Source organism: Rhodococcus sp. 4CII (assembly GCF_014256275.1).
Classification (GTDB): domain Bacteria; phylum Actinomycetota; class Actinomycetes; order Mycobacteriales; family Mycobacteriaceae; genus Rhodococcus_F; species Rhodococcus_F wratislaviensis_A.
Map to the genome: position 1 here is coordinate 7,545,619 of NZ_JACCFE010000002.1, position 18,715 is coordinate 7,564,333.

The window sequence follows — 18,715 nt, forward strand, 5'->3', positions numbered from 1 at the left end:
GCGCGGGCGATCTATGAGGATCAGCCGGTGGCCCGGCACCGGATCCACGGTGTCTACTACGACGCCGCACACTCGAACGGACCCGCGTTGGCGTTGTGGAACAACGAGTCTCGAATCGAGGTGGTCACCACACACGCGGGGAGGCACAAGGACTTCGCGCTCGCCGAACCACGGATGTGGCCGCGCGTCATCGATGCGGCGGTCAGCGTGGGCATGCGCGCGGATCTGATGCCCCGCTGCCACCTCTGCCCAAAATTCGGGCGTCGAGGGGAACACGCCCTTCGCGCGTCGTCGTTTTGTTAGAGTGCGCAGTCTCGGCAGATCAGCTGTGCACTGCCGGCGAGGCGGCTGCGGTGGTGGACCAGGAAGCAACGGGTGCAGGTGAATTCGTCGATCTGTTTCGGGATCACGCGGACGGTGAATTCTTCACCGGACAGGTCGGTGCCGGGCAGCTCGAAGGACTCGTCGGGGTCGGTGTCGTCGACGTCCACGGCGGGGGACTGAGATTCTTTCCGCTGGCGGTCAGCTGTTCGATCGATTTCGTGTCGTCGGATTCGGTGACTCTGGGGGCGTAGTCGGTGGCCATGGCTGTTCGGGCCGCCAGACTAGAGGGCGTGCAGGTGTGGCACGCACCCGGGCCCGGGATTGCGCGGCTGCCAACTCCGCGGCCGGGAAGGTGTCGTTGTCGGTAGGGTCTGACACTTGCCGATGACAGGCCGGAGAAGGTGTGAGGGTTCAGCGGTTCCGCAGCCGGAGCAGCGCTACCCGCAAGCTCGCGGAGATGATCCGGTGATCGCTTCGGAGGCGAGGGTTCGGGTGTCCGAGGTCGGCGAGCCGGGTCTCGGCATCGGTCACTGGCGATGGGCTGGAGGTCGATACGGGTGCGCAGCAGATACGCCCGCTTTCCGCGTGTGCGGGACCGGGATGGGTTCGGAGTCGACGACTGCCGGCGGATGCAGCCACTGGTTGTCGGCGGTGACCTGGATCAGGATGTCGCCGCGTTCGAGCCGGCCGCCGCGGCGGCCACTCGGGGTGTCGATGCGAAACGATTCGAATGCGTATGTCGCGGCCGGCCCGGCAGCGGTGCGCCGCCGGGTGGTGTGCGTGTCCCGTTCCTGCAACTCGTAGGGTTCTGGTTGGTAGTTGGTGGTGTGCCGGAGGAACATTCGGGGTGGCCGGGGTGGGGAGGTATTCGGGTTGCGCGCGGATCCGGGTTCCGATCCCGGGGAGGGAACGGCGCGGCCGATCTGCCCGATGGCGGTGGCGTCGTCGATGAAGGTGTCGTCGACTTCGGTGATCTCGTCGAGGCCGTCGATGAACCTGCGTGCATCGGTGATCCCGTCGGGGTCGTCGGTGACGATGCCGGCGTCGTCGGCGATGCAAGAACTCTCCGACGCGTCGGCGGATCCGATGACCGCCCGCCGGTGGGTGATTATGACGCCCGTGTGCAGGTTCGGGGTGGACCACACCCGTACCCCGGCGTTCAGGTAGTGGGTGTGGGCGGCGGGGGAGGTGGCGTGGGCGCGGAGTGCGGCGCGGGCGGCGGTGGCGATCAGGAGGTCGCCGGCGCGCAGCGGCAGGGAGGGTGGGGGCGTCGGCTCCGAGGTAGGCGATCGCCGCCATCGGTGGGCCTCGTGCCCGAGCGCGGCGGTGATGTGTGGCCATGGGCTCGGCCCGTGGAATGTGGTCCCGGGGCGGAACGGTCGCCGGTGGAAGACCTCGGGGTGGTCCAACGAGACGACACACCAATTTCGGGGTTTCGCCACGTGGGTTTCCGCGCGGAGGGTACCTCGGCGCCATCCGCCCTGGTAGACCGCGCCACTACCTCCCAGTTGCCGGCGTAGTCCACCGTGCCGCACGTTGGAGGCGGGTCCGGTAGCAGTCTCCGTGCGAGTGCTCTCGACTGGAGTCGTTGCTGGGATCCTTATTGTGATTTATCCTGGGATCTGGAGGTGGTTCGTGATGACCGCAGCGCATCCCCGGCCGGATCTGGAGGCGTACAACCAGGCCGCCCGGATGTCCCAGTCCGAGCTGGTCACCGCGTTGCGGGAGCTGCTGGGCGCGAAGCTGGTCGCCTATCTGGGTCGGGTGAAGGAGACCCGGGCAGTGCGCCAGTGGGCCGACGGCACACGGACGATCGGTAGTGACTCGGATGTGGAACGGCTGCGGATCGCGTACCGGGCGGCACGGTTGATCACCGCCCGCGACACCCCGGCGGTGGCGCAGGCCTGGTTTCAGGGTTTGAATCCGATCCTCGACGACCGTGCCCCGGCCTTGTTGCTGCGCGAGGGGGAACTCGCCGATGTCGGCCGGCAGGTCCTCGCCGCGGCCCGGCAGTTCGCCGCCGTCGGATGACCCAGGTCGACCATGCCCTCGTCGCCACGGCGCGAGGGTCGGTGTGGTGCGCCCACCGATGCGGCTGCGAGGTCTATCGGGTCGGGTTCGCGCCGTCGCCGTGGGAATGGACACCGTGGGTGTACGCCACCGATGGCCGGTTCACCGGCCGGTGGGACGACCCGGACGGTGTGTGGCGCACCCTCTACCTGGGCGCCAACCTCTTGGCCTGCTACCTGGAGGTCCTCGCCTACGCCCGGCCGAGCGCGCAGGTGATCGCAGATCTGGACGAGATCGTCGTCGACGACGAGGATGCCGCCGCATTCCCCACTGTCGAACCCGGCCGGGTGCCGCGCTCATGGTGCGTGCCTCGCCTGGCCGCCCACGGCGCGCTGACGGGGTGGTTCGCGGTTCCCGGTCATCCGGAGACGCTGGCCACGCTGCGTGTCGGGTTTCGGTCGGCCGCGATCCGGCACGGACTCGATGATCTGGACGGCGCCGCGATTCGGGATGGCCGCCCGCGGTCGTTGACGCAGGCAATCTCCAAGTGGATCAACACCCTTGGTGGCCCGGACGGAGATCCGGTGACCGGTGTGGAGTTCGACTCGCGGCACGGTGACGGGCTGCGGCTGTGGGCAGTCTACGAGCGACCGGGTGACCCGGTGGTCAGCGCCCACGTCACCGCACTGGATCAGGTGCCGGTGGCACCCGACGACGGTGACCTTGTCCAGGCGATGCGTCTGCTCGGACTCGAATGGGACGACACATGAGTCGCCCGCCGTGTGATCACGCGATTCTGCGCAGCGTCGCAATGGCACTCACTACAGTCGCGACACCGATTTGTGGCTGGGTGGGCGGCCGAGGTCCACAAGCGAAGTGACACTCGCACCAACTCTCTCGGAGCGGTCCCGCGATACCCACTCGCAATCAGACGAATTCGCGAATCCGGCGGAGGACATGGACGCGTTCTTCGACGAGCGCCGGCCAGCCGCCGCAGCCGCGTGGGCAGGTGTTTATCGGGTGTGCCGGGCTGGCGGAGTTTGTCGTAGACGGGGTTCGCCGGTAGCTGGTGGTGGGCGATGTATGCCCAGATCTCTTCGACGCTCCAGTCCCACACGGGTCCGAAGACACGTGTTCGGTCGGCTCGGTCGATGACGCCGCCGTGGTGTTGGCGTTGCTCGGTCGTGTTGGTGCAGCAGCCGTCGCAGTCGCGTGCGACGTGGCTGCTGAGAGCGTTGTCGTAGAGCGACCAGCATCCGGTCCTTTTCGAGGATTCGTCAGCGCGTACGCCCCAGATTTCTCCCGGCCCATGTGCCGCGTACGCCGCACGGGAGGGTGCGCCGATGAGAATGTCGCGCAGCTTCTGGCTCGTAACGCGGGTGGGCTGTTGGTGGTCCCATTCGCCGGAGCGTCCGAGGACGGTCAGCAGTGGTGGGTCGGCACGATAGGGTTTGTCGACGACGGGTGAAAAATAACCACCTGTCGACGAACGAAAATTGACCTCCAACAAGCCTTGTGGAGGTGATCTGTGGACGATTGGGCGGAGATCCGCCAGTTGCATCGGTCCGAGGGATTGCCGCTTAGCTGGGACGGACAACACGAAGGTTGGCGGTGTGAATCCGCTCGGAAATAGTTCCATGACCGGCGCCACCCACCGTGTATCGAGGTGGAGCAGCCCGAGGAGGCCGACCTGCTCGGCGTCCTCGGGCTGCTCATCGGTGCCGGGCTCGGCACCGATGCGGGTCGGCGGGTTACGGCGTGGGCGGTACGACCGGCAGGATGATGTGGGAGGGTCGTGCCGCGTCGTGGAAGATGGTTTGCTGGGCGGTGCGGATGGTGACCGCGGTGGTGGCGGGTTCTGCGGTGTTGAGGTTGCGGTCCCAGCGGGGGAAGTTGCTGGAGGTGACCTGGACCCGGATGCGGTGTCCGGCGAGGAAGACGTTGCTGGTCGACCACAGGTCGATTTCGTATTGGCCGGGTTCGCCGGGGACGGCCTGGATGCGCTGGATACCGTCGCAGAGGTTGCGTGAGACGCCGTCGGTGTCGACGTCGCACAACCGCACGACCCAGTCGGTGGAGGGTGCGTCCGTGGCGGCGTGCAGGCGCATGCGGACCTGGCCGGTGACTTCGAGGTTATCGGCGAGGGGTTCGCTGGTGTAGACGAGTACATCGGGGCGCTGTTCGGTGGCGGCCTGGTCGAACTGGCCGGCCGGGTATTCGGAAGCCATGACCAGGTTGCCGCCGCGGGTGCGTACCGGGTCCGCGGGATCGTAGCGGTAGCGGTCCGGAGTCTGCTCGGTGATGGGCGGGGCCGGGGTCAGGGTGGCGTCGGCGCCGAGGTACCAGGGCGTGTCGACAGCGCGTGCGGGGGGCCATTCGGCCTCGGAACGCCACTGGTTGATTCCCATGACGAAGATCTTCACCGGCGGCTCGGCATCGATACCGTTGTTCACGCCCTTGAGCCAATGGTCGAACCAGTCCAGTTGCAGCTCGTCGTAGGCGATGCCCGGATATGTCGACGCCATCCCGAAGTTCACCTCACCGACGACGCCGCCGGCCATTCCGGCACGGGCTGTGTGGGTCCACGGGCCGACGATCAGGCGGCTGGGTTTCCCCAGAGCAGTCATGGCGATGTGGTTGTCGAGGGTGCCCTGCAGGAAGATGTCGAACCAGCCACCGGTGCTGAGTGCGGCGGCCTCCACGCTGCTGTGTTTGCCTGCGATCGTGGCCCCGTCGGCGGCGGCGGGATCGGCCAGCGCGCGGCGCACGCCGATGTCGGGGACACCGTGGCGAGCGACGGCGGGCAGTTCCGCAGCCGGCAGTCCCCAGTAACCGTCGGGGACGAGCCCGTCGAAGTCTGCGATGGCAGCGCCAAGGGCGGTGAAAGCTTGTGCCGGGTCCTGTGCCCGCGCCACGATTTCGCCGGCACCGGTGGTCAGTGACCACCACCCGTTGAGACCCAGCTCGATCGCGCCACCGCGGAAGTGCAGGCCGTTGCTCGGATCGCTCCAGGTGACTCCGGGACTGATCGCCCGCAGCTCCGGAGGCTTGGCAAGCGCCGCTGCCCACTGGGTATTGCCGGTGTAGCTGGCGCCGAACATGCCGACCACGCCGCTGCTTCCCGGCAAACTCGCCGCCCAGCGCACGGTGTCGTAGCCGTCTTCGGCCTCGTAGGTGAACGGGAGCCAGTCGCCCTCGGAACGGAACCGCCCGCGGGTGTCCTGGTGGATCAGGATGTAACCGCGGGACACCGCGGTGAACGGGTCGAGGAACATCTGCAGCATGGCGCGCCGATCGTAGGGCGTGCGTTGGACGAGAACGGGCCACGGGCCGTCCCCGACCGGCCGATAGACATCGGCGCGAAGGACGGCGCCGTCGCGCATCGTGGCCTCGACATCGAATTCGATTTCCATACTGGACAACGTTGTCTCGCTTTCTCTTTCAGTTTTCGCGCGGGCGACCAGGGAATGCCGCTTTCGTGCGGGCATGGGTCGGATCGAAGAGTGATCGGGTCTTCGCGAGTGCGCCGGGCGCATTACCGACCCGGAGGTCCTGTGCAGCGCTCGGGCACCGTGGTCAGCGGATGGAGGAGCCGATGCCGAGCCCGCCGTCGACGTCGAGGACGATGCCGCTGACGTAGCCGGCAGCGGGGGAGCAGAGGGCGGACACGGAAACTCCCTTGCGAGTACGTTAGATAATCAGAAAGTACCCAATAATGTACCCATCGTGTCGAGAGAAGGGAAGACCCATGGATTCGGGGGGGACCGTTTGTGAAACACTCGACCGCATGGCACGTGCAGGATCGGCGCCGAACCGCGCGACGATGAATACTCCGCGCCGTCGACGCGTCGACGCCGCCCGCCGGGACGAGTTGCTGGCACGGATCGAGGAGATCTTCCTGACGGAGGGGTTCACGTCGGTCACCGTCGACGACCTCACCCAGCGCCTACGGTGCTCGAAGGCCACCCTCTACAGTGTGGCGTCGACGAAGGAACAACTCGTCATCGCCGCCACCAAACACTTCTTCGGCGCCGCCGCGGACCAGATCGAAGCGGCCGTCGCCGCCGAATCCGACCCCCGTCAGCGGATCGCGACGTATCTCGGCGGTGTCGCATCGGCGATGCGCCGCAACTCCCGCGCGTTCTACGACGACATGGTCTCGTACCAGCCGACCGCAGAGATCTACGGCCGCAATACCGCGCAGGCCGCGCAGCGGGTGCACGAGTTGATCGACGAGGGTGTCGACGGCGGTCACTTCCGGGCCACCGACGCCGCGTTCGCCGCCCAGCTGGTGGCGCTGGCGATCGACGCCGTCCAGTCCGGTGTGCTGCTCGAGCGCACCGGACTGTCCGCGGCCGATGCCTTCGGAGAACTCGGTGATCTTTTGCTGCACGGGCTCCTGCGCACTGACGGTCGCCAGGGGTAGCCGGACAGCCACAGGCGCGGGCACCGGCCGAGTTCGGCCAGTGCCCGCGCCCAGTTCGTTCGTCCTGCCGCGACCGTCAGCGAGCGAGGTCCTTGGTTTCGGCCAGAGCCCGGGTGCACGGAAGGCTCAGCAGGGCCAGGACGGCGAGCATGAGCCCGATCGCGAAGCTGCCATATGCGGAGGCGAGCGGGGGCGATCAGCGGCGGGACCGCGCCGCCGAGGACACCGGCCAGGTTGTATCCGAGACCGGCGCCGGTGTAGCGGTACCGAACATGGAACATCTCCGGCAGTAGTGCACCGCACGGCCCGTAGGCAATGCCGAAGATCGCCAGAGTCCCACATACTCCCAGCACGAATGCCGCCGGCGATCCAGTGTCGAGAAGCGGGAACAACGCCAGGGCCCAACCGACAGCTCGAGCTGCCGGTTCATTGGTAGGTTGCATCGCCCGCAGCATCTGCGGCAATCATGAGCCTCGACCCCACATGCGCCTGCCCGCCAACGCTGGTGCAACCGCTGGAAGGCAGCAGAACGCCTTCGAGATCACCTTCGATGGACACTGCCCGTTGGACGAAAGTAGCTACGGTTCAACCAGTTACCCCGTTATCCCAGACCGACCCTACTTCAGCGAGCGCCATCACAAGCTCCAGCCCCCGGGCACGGCGAACCGGTGCACCGTGCCGTGTGGTACCTACCCAGGTACCGGGTGGGTGCTGTGCCGGGGTCGGTCACCTGAGCCTGAATCAGGTGGCGCTGCGTTCGGCGGATTCCACCGCATCGAACACAGCGGCACGAGTGAGGGCCTTCTCGACGGTTCCGGTGTTGAGCCGTTGCCGCCACCTGGTCTCGTCGAATGGTGATGGGCGCGTGTCGGATAGGAACTTCTCGATGGTGTGGAGGAAGTGCATGGGGTCGTCCCGGAAGGGGAAGTGACCGGCGCCTTCGAAGATGTCCAGGCGCGAATCCGGCATTGCCGCGTGCGCGGTGTGGGCGTGGCTGACGGGGATGACGGTATCGCGATCTCCCCAGATGAGTTGAATAGGGAGACTTGCCGTCAGATAGCAGCGGTCGAGCATGGTCACCGTCTGTCCGCGCCAGTCGACCACCGCCCGCAGGGTGCGTAGGTAGGCCTCGTACGCGGTGGGGTCGGGCAGTTCGGTCAAGATCCGCACCAGATCCGGTGTGTCGTGCAGGGCGGCACCGGGGCGCAGGGCAGTGCCGTGCAGCCGAGTCAACAGGGTTCCCGCCCATCGCACCGCGGGGACCGCTCCCGGCAGGCGCAGCAATTTCAGTGCCTCGTTGACGATCGGCGTCGCGGCCAGGCGCAGGAGCGGATGAACGTCCTTGGTGATACCGCCGGCGGAAACCAGGATGAGCCGATCCACCATCTGGGGGAACTGGTAGGCGAATTGCATCGCGATGCCGCCGCCGAGCGAATGTCCGATCACGGTGGCGTGGTCGATTCCCAGGGTCGAGAGTAGATCGCGCATGCCGTTGGCGTAGGCGGCGACGGAATAGTCGGCACGGGGCTTGTCGGAGCGTCCGTGGCCGAGTAGATCGGGTGCGATCACGGTGTATTTCTCGGCGAGGTGCGGGATGATCTCGGTCCATGTCGACGAGTTGTCGCCGATGCCGTGCAACAACAGCAGCGCGGGGCCGTCACCGGTCATGCGGAAGGCGCGCCGGTACCCGTGGATGGTGCGGAACATCATCTGCGGTTCGGCGTTGGGCACCGGCCTGAGCCTGCGCATGCGACTGGGGTTCATCGCACCCTCCTCGACTGTCGCGTTTTACGTCGATTCTTCGCTTCGCACCGTCGACACACCTGACGACACGCCCCACCCGAGGGTGTCGACATCGGGAGGGTTGTTGCCTCCTGACGTGCCCCGACATGGGCGCGAGAACGTTCGCTGGTTATTTGCGGTGGAGGCCGGGGCGTTACACGCAGGCGATCACCGACCACCGGGGCCCTGGCCCCTGGGCGTTCCGCTCGACGGTGCTTCCGCTGTGCGGCACCGGGACTGGGGCTGATCGGCGGCAGAACACCGCGGTAGTTTCACCGGAGTATCGGCGCGACTCGGGCCGGGCATCGTTGCTCCCGGACGGGGATCCGATCAGTCCTTGGCTGTGATGTGGGTCGACTACCGTGGGGGTTTGTGACAGCAGGTAGTGCGGGGTCATCGCCCAAGATGACGCCCAGCCCCGAGGTTGCGCTCGACTTCGCTCGGGAATGGGTGGAGTTCGGCGATCCCGACGACGCCGAGCATCTCATTGCCGCGGACATGACGTGGCTGCTTTCGCACTGGACCTGCGTGTTCGGCACCCCGGCCTGCCAGGGCATCATCGCGGGGCGACCCGACGACGGCTGTTGCTCGCACGGCGCCTTCTTCTCCGACGAGGAGGATGTCGAGAGGTTGCACGAGTCGGTGAAGCTGCTCAGGCCCGAGGGTTGGCAGTTCATGAAGCAGGGGCTCGGGGAAGAGGGGGTACATCGAGGAGGACGAGCTCGAGGGTGAGCCGGCGTTGCGTACCCGCCGCTACCGGGGCGCGTGCATCTTCCTCAACCGTCCCGGCTTCGCAGGGGGCATCGGGTGCGCGCTGCATGCGATGGCGTTCGAGCGTGGCATCGAGCCGCTCGAGGTGAAGCCGGACGTGTGCTGGCAGCTGCCGATCCGGCGCAGCCAGGAATGGGTGGAGCGACCCGACGGCGAGCAGGTCCTGAAGACGACGATCACCGAGTACAACCGACGTGGTTGGGGTGAGGGCGGCGCGGATCTGAACTGGTACTGCTCCGGCTCGCCGGACGCGCACGTCGGTTCCGAGGCGGTGTGGCAGTCGTATGCGGCGGAGCTGACCGAGTTGCTCGGTGAGGCCGCGTATCGGGAGCTGGCGCGGCTGTGCAAGCGACGCGAAGGCCTCGGCCTGATCGCCGTGCATCCGGCGACCGCGATCGCCGAGAAGAAGTCCCACTAGCGCGGCAGGCACGGGCCCGCCGACGTCGCGGAGAAACGAGTCGGCGCCCGGCACCCCCGCATGGGGATATCGGGCGCAGCTGATTGCATTCCCCACGGACGCAGAAGGCTGGGGCACTTCCGAGGAAGTGCCCAGCCTCAGGGACGTGTCGTCTATGCAGTTAGAGGGCTGGTTCAGTGCCCCATGCCGAGCCGCCGTCGACGTTGATGACGGTGCCGGTGATGTAGGCGGCCAGCCAGGTCCTCCGGTTGGCTCACCCTCCGTCGCTTGCGGCCGGAGGCCGCGGTGCTCGTCCCCTTCACCCCGCCGCGAGTGGCCCCGGCGATCGGGCCCCTGTGGCGAGGCGTCCGACCGTGCCTGCGACGCACGCGGACACGGGAAATGGGGCCTCCTGCAGTTGGTTTCGATGATTTGCTTGAAACTCGGTTAATGAGAATGACAACGGAATTGTTCGACTGTCCAATTGATTGGGCGGTTGTTCGAGTTCCCGGATTCGAGAATATTTCCAAAATTGTGAAACTTTTCGAGTGTCGATGCGATATGCGAAGTACGCGGTGATCGTGTTCGCGGCTTCCCAGGAGAGGCCGGCGTCACCGCTCCCCTATTGGAGTCGGGACTTTTGAGATCGAAAGGTGAGCACGATGAACAAGATCGCGTTGCGCACAGCTGTTGCCTCAGCCGTCATCGCCCCGGTGATGCTCGTGGGAGCCGGTACCGCGACAGCGGCACCCACTGTCACCGCGGGCGGCAAGGGTGAGATCAACATTGCGGTACCGGCGGGGGAGAGCTGGAATTGCTTCGCTCTCGACTCGAATTTCGGTTTCAAAGCCGGCGTCGGAAAGATAGGCGGGTTCGCGTCGGGGTCCAACGTGACCGTCTTCTGCTTCGGAAGCGTGGCCCCGTTCTTCTTCACCGGGAGTGTCAAGGTCACGTAACCCACTGCTCCTGCCGAATCTGCATTTCATCTACGGGCGACGGGTTTATCTGGCGACCCGGCCTTTCGAGCTGTCGGTCACGCCCGGAACACGCCGCTAGCGACGACCTCGGACGCCGCGACTGGGGCCTCCGGTGCCTTGTCGACCCGACTGCACTCGGGATCAGGACCGGACCCATCAGCCCCACGCACGGTCGTCCGGGGGTGATGGGGTCTTGTCCCTTCCTGCCATCGTGATGTGGCCGACCGGCATAATCGTGTCCGTTGACAGTTTCTCCGGCACAGCGGATGACACGGCCAGCAGCCTCGCTGCGATCCACGAGTAGCGGGCGGTCTGCGGAAACGGTCTGCGGAACGGGGTGTCATATGTTGGCGTGGGTAGTGTGGTGCCCCCTGCGCGGCAGTGCGAAGGACTGCCCGTGACGGGTTCGACAGCGCCGACGGGGTCCGGTCACGACGCACCCGACCACACCGGCGGCCACACGTCGTTGCCAGGTGTCGGACCCGGCACCACGCTGCCGGATCTTTTGCACGGAATCGTCGAGGCGCTCATCGAGGCGCGCGTAGCCGACGCGCGGCGGGCGATGGACCGTATCGCGTTCGAGACGGGAGGCGACGCGCCGCCGAGCTCCGCGGGAGAAGGGCCTCGCCGCGATCTATGACCGGGACCGATACCTGTGCCGGTACTGCGGGATCAAGACCATTCTGACGCCGGTGATGCGTCTGCTGTCCGCGGAGTTTCCCGACCAGTTCCCCTTCCATCGCAACTGGAAGACCACCGACACTCACCCCGTGTACTGGTCACTGTCGGCCACCCACGATCACGTCGTGCCGCTCTCGCACGGAGGCGACCCGCTCGACGCCGGCAACATCGTCACGGCGTGCTGGCCGTGCAATTCGCGCAAGTCCGGCCTCCTTCTCGACGATGTGGGCTTTAACTTCCCCGAAAACGTCGATGCGCTCCATGAGAAGCGGTCTCCTTGTTCAGGGAGGTGATGATTTGGGTCCCGCGACGGATTGCTTCCTGCCTGATGACGATCGTCCCCGCCCGTCGCAACGGACAGGTATCCCATACCTGCAAATGCCAGCCCCGATCACCGATGCCCAATTTGGCCGGTTCACCTGGCGCGACGTAGGGACGGTAGTACTGGTATATGCTTCGGCCGACCGTATCCTCGCATCCACCGTCATACCGTTTGCCCGGCAGGATGTTTCGAACACTGTCGACCGGACGACATTGCCGGCGAGGCACGCTTATCGCGAGGATTCCTGGCGGAGAAGCCGCGAGGTTACGCAACTCCGCCGAACACCGCGGCGCGCTTCTCGAGGAAGGCGGCGAGGCCTTCCTCGAAGTCGGCGGATGCAAGCAGGTCGAGTTGTCCTTTCCGTTCGCGGGCAAAAGTGTTGTCGAGCTCAGTGAGGGTGGCGTCGTTAACGGCGTCCTTCGTCCATCTGTAGGCGTTGACAGGGCCACTGGCGAGACGCCGCGTGAGGGCCTCGACCGCGTCCGCGAACTCGGTGTCGGGGAAGACGTCGGCGATCAGCCCAGTCGCGAGCGCAGCAGACGCTGGGAGGCGGTCGGCGAGAAGGGCCATTCTCAATGCACGGGCCCGGCCTATCGAGGCCGCGACGAGTGCGGTGGCACCGCCGTCGGGCATGAGACCCACCGTCGTGAATGCCAGTTGGAAGTAGCTGGACTCGGTGGCGACGGTGAGGTCGCAGGCGAGCGCGAGGGAGACGCCCACGCCTGCGGCAGGTCCGTTGACCGCGCCGACGACGGGACGCGGAAACGCACGAATCGCAGCCACTGCCCGGTTCGCGGCGTCGATTGTCGTGGCGGACGGTGGCCGGGATGTGTCCGCCGATCCCAAGTCGGCGCCGGTGCAGAAGGCACGCCCGGTGCCGGTGAGGACTGCTGCCGCCACCGAGGGGTCATCAGCCTTCGACTCGAGAGCGTCGGCTACCGCATTGAGGGATTCGGCCGTGACTGCGTTCAGGCGTGTGGGGCGATTGAAGGTAAGGCGGAGCAGGCCGTTGTCGATGCTCGTGTCGAGGCCCGAGATGTCGGTGCTCATGAGGATTCCTTCGCAGGTAGTGGAATTTGTCCGGTGAGTGGTTTGGATCGGCGACGCCGGGCCGCCCGCTCGCACCAGCCCTGACGTCACTAGGCGTGAAGGAGAGTGTCGTTCGGGGGCGTGTGTCTCCACTCTGCAAGGAGGGAAGCACACGATGCAGCGTACATCGAGGCTATACACAGTGTATGGATGAATTGTATGCTGGAGGTCATGAGCAATGACAAACCTGCGCGCACTCGCCGCGCCCTGTACGACGACGAACATGAAGCCTTCCGCGACAGCTTCCGATCCTTCCTGGAATCGAGGGTGGTGCCGCAATACGCCCAGTGGGAGCGCGACGGCATCGTGCCCCGCAAGGTCTTCCGTGAGGCCGGCGACCTCGGCTTTCTGGGAATGGATATTCCGGAGGAGTACGGCGGCGGCGGAGTATCGGACTTCCGCTTCAATGCGGTCGTCGCGGAGGAGATCGCTCGCACCGGGACGGTCTCGGTCGGCATCAATTTGCACAACGACATCTGCGTCCCGTATTTCTTGGCCTACGCCGACGACGAGCAGCGGAAACGTTGGCTTCCCGGATTGGCGTCGGGCGAGTTGATCGCGGCGATCGCGATGACCGAACCCGGTACAGGTTCGGATCTCGCTGGTATCGGCACCACGGCGGCCCTCGACGGTGACCACTACGTGCTGAACGGAAGCAAGACGTTCATCTCCAACGGACACAACGCCGACCTGGTCATCGTCGCGGCGCGCACCGAGCGGGACGCGGACCGTCACGGTGGTCTGTCGTTGATCGTCGTCGAGCGGGGCACTCCCGGGTTCGAGCGGGGCCGAAACCTCGAGAAGATCGGCATGCATGCGCAGGACACCGCGGAGTTGTTCTTCGACAATGCGCGGGTGCCGGCGGCCAACCTGCTCGGGAAGCCGGGAAGCGGGTTCCGCTCGCTCGTGTCGAATTTGGCGCAGGAACGCATGACCATCGCCGTGGCGAGTATCGCGTCCGCCGCACAGGCCTTGGAGTGGGCGGTGGGGTATGTGAAGGAACGCCGCGTCTTCGGGCGCAGTGTGGGGAGCTACCAGAACACCCGATTCGTGCTGGCGAGCATCAAGACCGAGGTGGAGGTGATGCAGGCCTTCGTCGACAGTTGCGTCGCCGAACTCGTCGCCGGGACCTTGACGCCCGAACGCGCGGCGATGGCCAAACTCGCGGCCTCCGAGTTGCAGGGCACCGCCACCGACCGCTGCCTGCAACTGTTCGGCGGCTACGGCTACATGACCGAGTACCCCATCGCGCGGGCCTACGTCGATGCGCGGATCGGACGCATCTACGGCGGCACGAGTGAGGTCATGCGCGAAATCATCGGCCGATCGATGGGGCTCTGATCATGAAGCGCACCATCTTCGAACCCGAGCACGAACAGTTCCGCGACGCTGTGCGCGCGTTCCTGATCAAGGAAGCGGTGCCTCACTCCGACGAGTGGGAAGAGGCGGGCATGGTCGACCGCGACTTCTGGCGCCGCGCCGCGGCGCAGGGTCTCGTCGGATTCGCCGCACCCGAGGAGTTCGGGGGCGGCGGGCTGCGTGACTTCCGGTTCAACGCGGTTCTGAACGAGGAGGTCGTGCGCACCGGCACGGTCGGTGACGGGTTCTCCCTCACCAACGACATCGTCCTCCCGTATTTCCTCGACCTCGCCGACGAGGCGCAGCAGAAACGCTGGCTACCGGACATTGTGAGCGGTGAGCGCACCATCGCGGTCTCGATGTCCGAACCGGGGACCGGATCGGACCTGCGTGCGATCAAGACGACCGCGCGCCGCGAGGGATCCGGCTGGCGCATCACGGGCTCGAAGACGTTCGTGACCAGCGGCATGCAGGCCGACCTCGTGATCGTCGCTGCCCGGATCCCCGACGAGGACGGCGGTGGCTTCGGCCTGTTCGTCGTCGAGGATGGGCAGCCGGGCTTCGAACGCGGTCGTAAGCTGTCGAAGATCGGGCGCAAGGCCCAGGACACCGCCGAATTGTTCTTCCAGAACGTAAAGGTGCAGCCTGAGAACGTGCTCGGCGAGCCGGGTAAGGGTTTGCGCTATCTGATGGCGAACCTCGCGCAGGAGCGGCTGTCGATGGCCGTTGTCGCCGTGGCGAGCGCCGAGTACGCCCTCGACCTTGCGTTGTCGTACGCGAAGGAGCGGCGCGCGTTCGGGACCCCGATCGGCAGCTTCCAGGCGAACCGGTTCACACTGGCCGAGTTGTCGACGAAGGTGCAGATCGCGCGGATCTATCTCGACCGCTGCCTCGACGCGCACGGGAATGGTGAGCTCACCGCGGCCGATGCGGCCGGAGCCAAGTTCTGGACCACCGAACTCGAATTCGAGGCCCTGGACACGTGTCTGCAGTTGCACGGCGGGTACGGCTACATGGAGGAGTACGAGGTGGCCCGGCGCTGGCGGGACTCGCGGGTACAGCAGATCTACGGCGGTACCAACCAGATCATGCGCGAGATCGTGGGACGCTCACTGGGACTGTGAGACCACCACATGAGGGCGGGCCCGGGAAGAATTCCCGGCCCGCCCTCATATGGTTGCGAAAACTAGTCTGCAGCAGCGCCGCTGGAGAAGAACCTTTCGATCTCGGCGGCGTCGTACCCGGCGTCGGTGAGGATCTGGCGGGTGTCGGCGCCGGGCTTGCGCGGCGGTCCAGGTTTGGTGGCCGGTGCCCCGTCGAAGCGGGGAGCCGGGGCGGCTTGCACGACACCGTCCACCTCGACGAACGTTCCGCGGGCGGCGTGGTGTGGGTGCGCCGCGGCCTCGGCGAGTGTCAGGACGGGGGCGTAGCAGGTATTGCGGCCGAGGAGCAGGTTGTCGAGTTCGGCCCGGTCGAACGTCGCGATCCGGCGGCCGAGGACGTCGCGGAACTCGTCCCATCGGGTGGTGTCGAACTGGTTGTGGCGCAAATCGTCCGGGAGGTCCAGTGCGTCGCAGAGGTCCTGCCAGAACTGATCCTCGATGGCGCCGATGCTTACCCACTTCTCGTCCCGGGTGCGGTACACGTCGTAGAAGAACGCGCCGGTGTCGAGGAGGTGGGTTCCGCGATTCTCGCTGAACGTCCCCTCTCCGCGGAGACCGTGAAACATTGCCATCAGGGCCGATGCGCCGTCGATCATGGCGGCGTCGACGACGCGTCCCACACCGGTGGTCCGCGCGGACATGATCCCGGCGAGCATACCGACGGTGAGCAACATTCCGCCGCCACCGAAATCGCCGACCAGATTGAGCGGAGGTACGGGCGCCTCGTCGCGGCGTCCGATCGCGTGCAGTGCGCCGGTGAGGGCGATGTAGTTGATGTCGTGCCCGGGCATCGACGCCAGCGGACCGTCCTGACCCCATCCGGTCATTCGGCCGTACACCAGTGCAGGGTTGGCGGCCATGCAGTCGGCGGGTCCGACGCCGAGGCGCTCGGCCACACCGGGGCGGAACGTCTCGATGACCCCGTCCGCACTCGTGCAGAGTCGGCGCACGATTTCGGCGCCGTCGGACGACTTGAGGTCGACCGCGATCGAGCGGCGACTGCGGAACATCACTCCGTGGCCGCTGGCGGCCCAGGGGTTTCCGCCGGGACGGTCGACGCAGATCACCTCCGCGCCGAGGTCGGCGAGCATCATTCCGGCGAACGGGCCGGGTCCGATCCCGGCAAGCTCGACTATCCGGACGCCGGCGAGGGGAGCGTTGGTCGTATCTGGCACGTCAGCCTGCCTTTGTGACGACGGGCATGCCGCCCTTGTTGGCTGCGGCGTCGGCTCCGACGTCGTCGGGGTTGGCGACGGCCTTCGCCTTTTCCGACTCGGGCACCGCGATGGCGGCGTTGAACTGCTTCAGGATTCGGAAGGTGGCGGCCTCGTCGTCGTGTGGAAGGATGCGACCGACGCGGTTGGATAACGTCAGCAGAGGCTTCACCGCGGGTAGCACGAAACGCCACGGTGTGGGCTCGATGTGCAGGTCTTTGATGACATTCGCCGGCAGCCAGGTCGACAACATTCCGTAGGCGAGCTTGAGGCGGCGGTCGGTGGTCATGAACTTGGCGACGGGTGCGGGCAGCACCTCCACGTCTCCCGGAGGATTCTCCACGCTGAACTTGATGACGGAGTGGACGACGTCGCGGCACAGGTCGTCTGCGGGTTGCTCGACGAGGGTGTGGAAATCCGTCTTCTTGCGGGCGTCGTCGTAGTCGGTGTGCAGGATGTCCTCGGGAACCCCGATCACCCATCCCACGTAGCGACTGAGGGCGAAGATGTCCTCGATCTCCCGGTCCGTGAAGCGGATACCGGAACTGTGTACCGCATCGATGAATTTCACGCCGAACTGACCGGCCTGGGTGACCATGGAGTCGAGATTGTTGATTGGGATACCCCAGTTTTCCCAATCCCATGCGTCCGACCGGCTCAGGCCGTGACGGACTGCCGCGTGAATCATGCGGACCTTCGCGGTGAGCCGGAAGCCCTCCTCGAAACGCCCCATACCGCCCGGCGTGTAAGCCGCGACGACGTAACGAAAGCTCTCCACAAGACGGGTACCGACATGGTCGGCCTTCCGCAACCTGCCACTGAACAGGACCGGCCGAGTGGCGCTGTACATCGAGAATCCGCCGGCGATGGTGGCCCAGGCCAGGATGGGCGGCACGATGGGCCCGGCCCGCCAGAAGGCGACGGCACCACGGTAGAGCTGGTCGAAGTCGACCCAGTCCGGGATGTGGTCGAGCTGCCGGAATAGCTCCACCATGCCAGCGGGCGGGTCGTCTAGGGCATCGATGCCGTGCTCGAGCGCAGTGTCGAACGTGCGCCAGTTGGCGCCCGTCGATTTGTCGCGGAAGTCGAGCATGGCCAGATATGCGGCGTCGTCAGCGAGCAGCGCGTGATCGGTCAGCTTCTCGGCGAACTCGCGGCCGTACATGGCGATTGCCCTGTCCCGATTGTTGATCCGGCCGAGATCTATGCCGCGTGGCAGACCCTCTGGCACGTCGAGTGCGCCCTCGCGTCGTGGTGTCTCGGTGGTGGCAGTCATCCCTACTCCTCACGTCTGAGCTGTGTATTCGGCCGGACGGAACGGCGGGCACATCCGCCCGGCCCGCCCCCTGTGACCTCCATTACAAACAGCGTAGGACAAACTGAACACCTTGTCTACACGCACTGTATGGTGATGTTAGTCAGTGGTCACGCGAGCTCGGAACCGAGCTCGGTCGCAGGTGGTCGTCACCACCGGAGAAACGAGGCACAGTAATGACACGACATCTGGTCGAGCCCGCCACCGCCGGTCACGAGGTTTTGCACACTCTCATGGAGAGTCGATGGAGTTGCCGGGGGTTCCGGCCCGAGCCCGTGCCGAGGGAGGTGATCGCCGCGATCCTCGAGACTGCCCGCCGGGCGCCCTCGTGGTGCAACACTCAGCCGTGGCACCTCCACATCGCGGAGGCGGACGCGACGAATCGCTTCCGCGCAGCACTGGCCGAACACGTTGGGCAGGCACCGGCAGAGAACCCGGACATCCCCTTTCCGGAGGCTTACGAGGGCGTCTACCAGGAGCGTCGGCGTGCCAGCGGATGGCAACTGTACGAAAGCGTGGGCATCGCCAAGGGGGATCGGATCGCGTCCGCGCGGCAGATGATGCGCAACTTCGAGTTGTTCGACGCACCGCACGTCGCCATCGTCACCACCGAGGCCAAGCTCGGGACGTACGGCGCCGTCGACTGCGGGGTCTTCGTCAACAGCTTCCTGCTGGCCGCGCACAGCCACGGTATCGGCACGATTCCGCAGGCCGCGCTCGCCAGCCAGGCACCCTTCATCCGCGAGTTCTTCGACATCCCGGAAGGTCGTCAGGTGCTCCTGGGGATCTCCTTCGGATACCCGGACGTGGACCATCCGATCAACTCGTATCGGACGGAGCGTCAGTCGAGCGACGAAGTCGTGACCTGGCTGGAGCGCTGAGTCG

The 18,715-nt window shown here is 66.1% G+C and carries 16 protein-coding genes and 4 pseudogenes; 11 read left to right on the forward strand and 9 right to left on the reverse strand.

Annotated elements, in window-relative coordinates:
• The first annotated feature begins 27 nt into the window (after positions 1–27).
• Positions 28–303: a hypothetical protein gene (locus H0B43_RS35430; RefSeq protein ID WP_397517423.1), complete on the forward strand. Its 276-nt coding sequence runs from the start codon at positions 28–30 to the stop codon at positions 301–303.
• Here the strand turns inward: H0B43_RS35430 and H0B43_RS35435 are convergent.
• Positions 300–586: pseudogene (locus H0B43_RS35435) on the reverse strand (DUF4193 domain-containing protein). The gene H0B43_RS35430 and the pseudogene H0B43_RS35435 sit on opposite strands and share 4 nt — an antisense overlap.
• Before the next feature lie 149 nt (positions 587–735).
• A pseudogene (locus H0B43_RS35440) lies at positions 736–1,733 on the reverse strand (phosphatidylserine/phosphatidylglycerophosphate/cardiolipin synthase family protein).
• A gap of 229 nt (positions 1,734–1,962) precedes the next feature.
• On the opposite strand from H0B43_RS35440, the gene H0B43_RS35445 reads away from it, so the two are divergent.
• Positions 1,963–2,355 carry a hypothetical protein gene (locus H0B43_RS35445; protein ID WP_185723737.1) on the forward strand — a complete coding sequence of 131 codons (393 nt, stop codon included), beginning with the start codon at positions 1,963–1,965 and terminating at the stop codon, positions 2,353–2,355.
• Positions 2,352–3,104, forward strand: coding sequence for an RES domain-containing protein (locus tag H0B43_RS35450; RefSeq protein ID WP_185723736.1), 753 nt, complete (start codon positions 2,352–2,354; stop codon positions 3,102–3,104). The genes H0B43_RS35445 and H0B43_RS35450 overlap by 4 nt, the downstream gene beginning before the upstream one ends.
• Here H0B43_RS35450 and H0B43_RS42025 read toward each other — a convergent pair.
• A complete protein-coding gene (locus H0B43_RS42025; RefSeq protein ID WP_312037652.1) occupies positions 3,026–3,973 on the reverse strand; it encodes a phosphoadenosine phosphosulfate reductase family protein in 948 nt (315 codons plus the stop codon). The two genes, H0B43_RS35450 and H0B43_RS42025, sit on opposite strands and share 79 nt — an antisense overlap.
• A 112-nt stretch (positions 3,974–4,085) precedes the next feature.
• Positions 4,086–5,747, reverse strand: coding sequence for a CocE/NonD family hydrolase (locus H0B43_RS35460; RefSeq protein WP_185950098.1), 1,662 nt, complete (start codon positions 5,745–5,747; stop codon positions 4,086–4,088).
• A 374-nt stretch (positions 5,748–6,121) separates the two neighbouring features.
• Here H0B43_RS35460 and H0B43_RS35465 point away from each other — a divergent pair, with 374 nt between their 5' ends.
• Positions 6,122–6,760, forward strand: a complete 639-nt coding sequence (locus tag H0B43_RS35465; protein ID WP_185723734.1) for a TetR/AcrR family transcriptional regulator — start codon at positions 6,122–6,124, stop codon at positions 6,758–6,760.
• A 76-nt stretch (positions 6,761–6,836) separates the two neighbouring features.
• On the opposite strand, the pseudogene H0B43_RS42030 reads toward H0B43_RS35465, so the two are convergent.
• Positions 6,837–7,173: pseudogene (locus H0B43_RS42030) on the reverse strand (MFS transporter); the annotation flags it as partial.
• A gap of 328 nt (positions 7,174–7,501) precedes the next feature.
• Positions 7,502–8,524, reverse strand: a complete 1,023-nt coding sequence (locus H0B43_RS35475; protein WP_185723732.1) for an alpha/beta fold hydrolase — start codon at positions 8,522–8,524, stop codon at positions 7,502–7,504.
• A 423-nt stretch (positions 8,525–8,947) separates the two neighbouring features.
• On the opposite strand from H0B43_RS35475, the pseudogene H0B43_RS35480 reads away from it, so the two are divergent.
• The 4 genes and pseudogenes from H0B43_RS35480 to H0B43_RS35495 all read left to right on the forward strand — a co-directional run bounded on the left by H0B43_RS35480 (position 8,948) and on the right by H0B43_RS35495 (position 11,661).
• Positions 8,948–9,731, forward strand: a pseudogene (locus H0B43_RS35480) (hypothetical protein).
• Between the two features lie 641 nt (positions 9,732–10,372).
• Entirely contained in the window at positions 10,373–10,666 is a 294-nt protein-coding gene (locus tag H0B43_RS35485) for a hypothetical protein (protein ID WP_185950099.1), read from the forward strand.
• Between the two features lie 418 nt (positions 10,667–11,084).
• Complete coding sequence (locus H0B43_RS35490; protein WP_185723731.1) at positions 11,085–11,327, forward strand: hypothetical protein; 243 nt, start codon at positions 11,085–11,087, stop codon at positions 11,325–11,327.
• Positions 11,328–11,382: 55 nt separating this feature from the next.
• Positions 11,383–11,661 (forward strand): HNH endonuclease, encoded by a 279-nt coding sequence (locus H0B43_RS35495; RefSeq protein WP_252189902.1) that lies wholly within the window; start codon positions 11,383–11,385, stop codon positions 11,659–11,661.
• A 293-nt stretch (positions 11,662–11,954) separates the two neighbouring features.
• On the opposite strand, the gene H0B43_RS35500 is transcribed toward H0B43_RS35495, so the two are convergent.
• The gene (locus H0B43_RS35500) at positions 11,955–12,740 is read right to left on the reverse strand and encodes an enoyl-CoA hydratase (protein ID WP_185723729.1); all 786 of its coding nucleotides are present in this window, start codon (positions 12,738–12,740) and stop codon (positions 11,955–11,957) included.
• Between the two features lie 210 nt (positions 12,741–12,950).
• On the opposite strand from H0B43_RS35500, the gene H0B43_RS35505 reads away from it, so the two are divergent.
• The gene (locus H0B43_RS35505) at positions 12,951–14,120 is read left to right on the forward strand and encodes an acyl-CoA dehydrogenase family protein (RefSeq protein WP_185723728.1); all 1,170 of its coding nucleotides are present in this window, start codon (positions 12,951–12,953) and stop codon (positions 14,118–14,120) included.
• 2 nt (positions 14,121–14,122) lie between these two features.
• On the forward strand, positions 14,123–15,262 hold the full coding sequence (locus H0B43_RS35510; protein WP_185723727.1) for an acyl-CoA dehydrogenase family protein: 1,140 nt from the start codon (positions 14,123–14,125) through the stop codon (positions 15,260–15,262).
• A 62-nt stretch (positions 15,263–15,324) separates the two neighbouring features.
• Here H0B43_RS35510 and H0B43_RS35515 read toward each other — a convergent pair whose 3' ends face one another.
• Entirely contained in the window at positions 15,325–16,476 is a 1,152-nt protein-coding gene (locus H0B43_RS35515; protein ID WP_185723726.1) for a CaiB/BaiF CoA-transferase family protein, read from the reverse strand.
• Between the two features lies 1 nt (position 16,477).
• Positions 16,478–17,791, reverse strand: coding sequence for an oxygenase MpaB family protein (locus tag H0B43_RS35520; RefSeq protein WP_185723725.1), 1,314 nt, complete (start codon positions 17,789–17,791; stop codon positions 16,478–16,480).
• A 215-nt stretch (positions 17,792–18,006) separates the two neighbouring features.
• On the opposite strand from H0B43_RS35520, the gene H0B43_RS35525 reads away from it, so the two are divergent.
• Positions 18,007–18,711 (forward strand): nitroreductase, encoded by a 705-nt coding sequence (locus H0B43_RS35525; RefSeq protein WP_185723724.1) that lies wholly within the window; start codon positions 18,007–18,009, stop codon positions 18,709–18,711.
• Positions 18,712–18,715 lie beyond the last annotated feature (4 nt).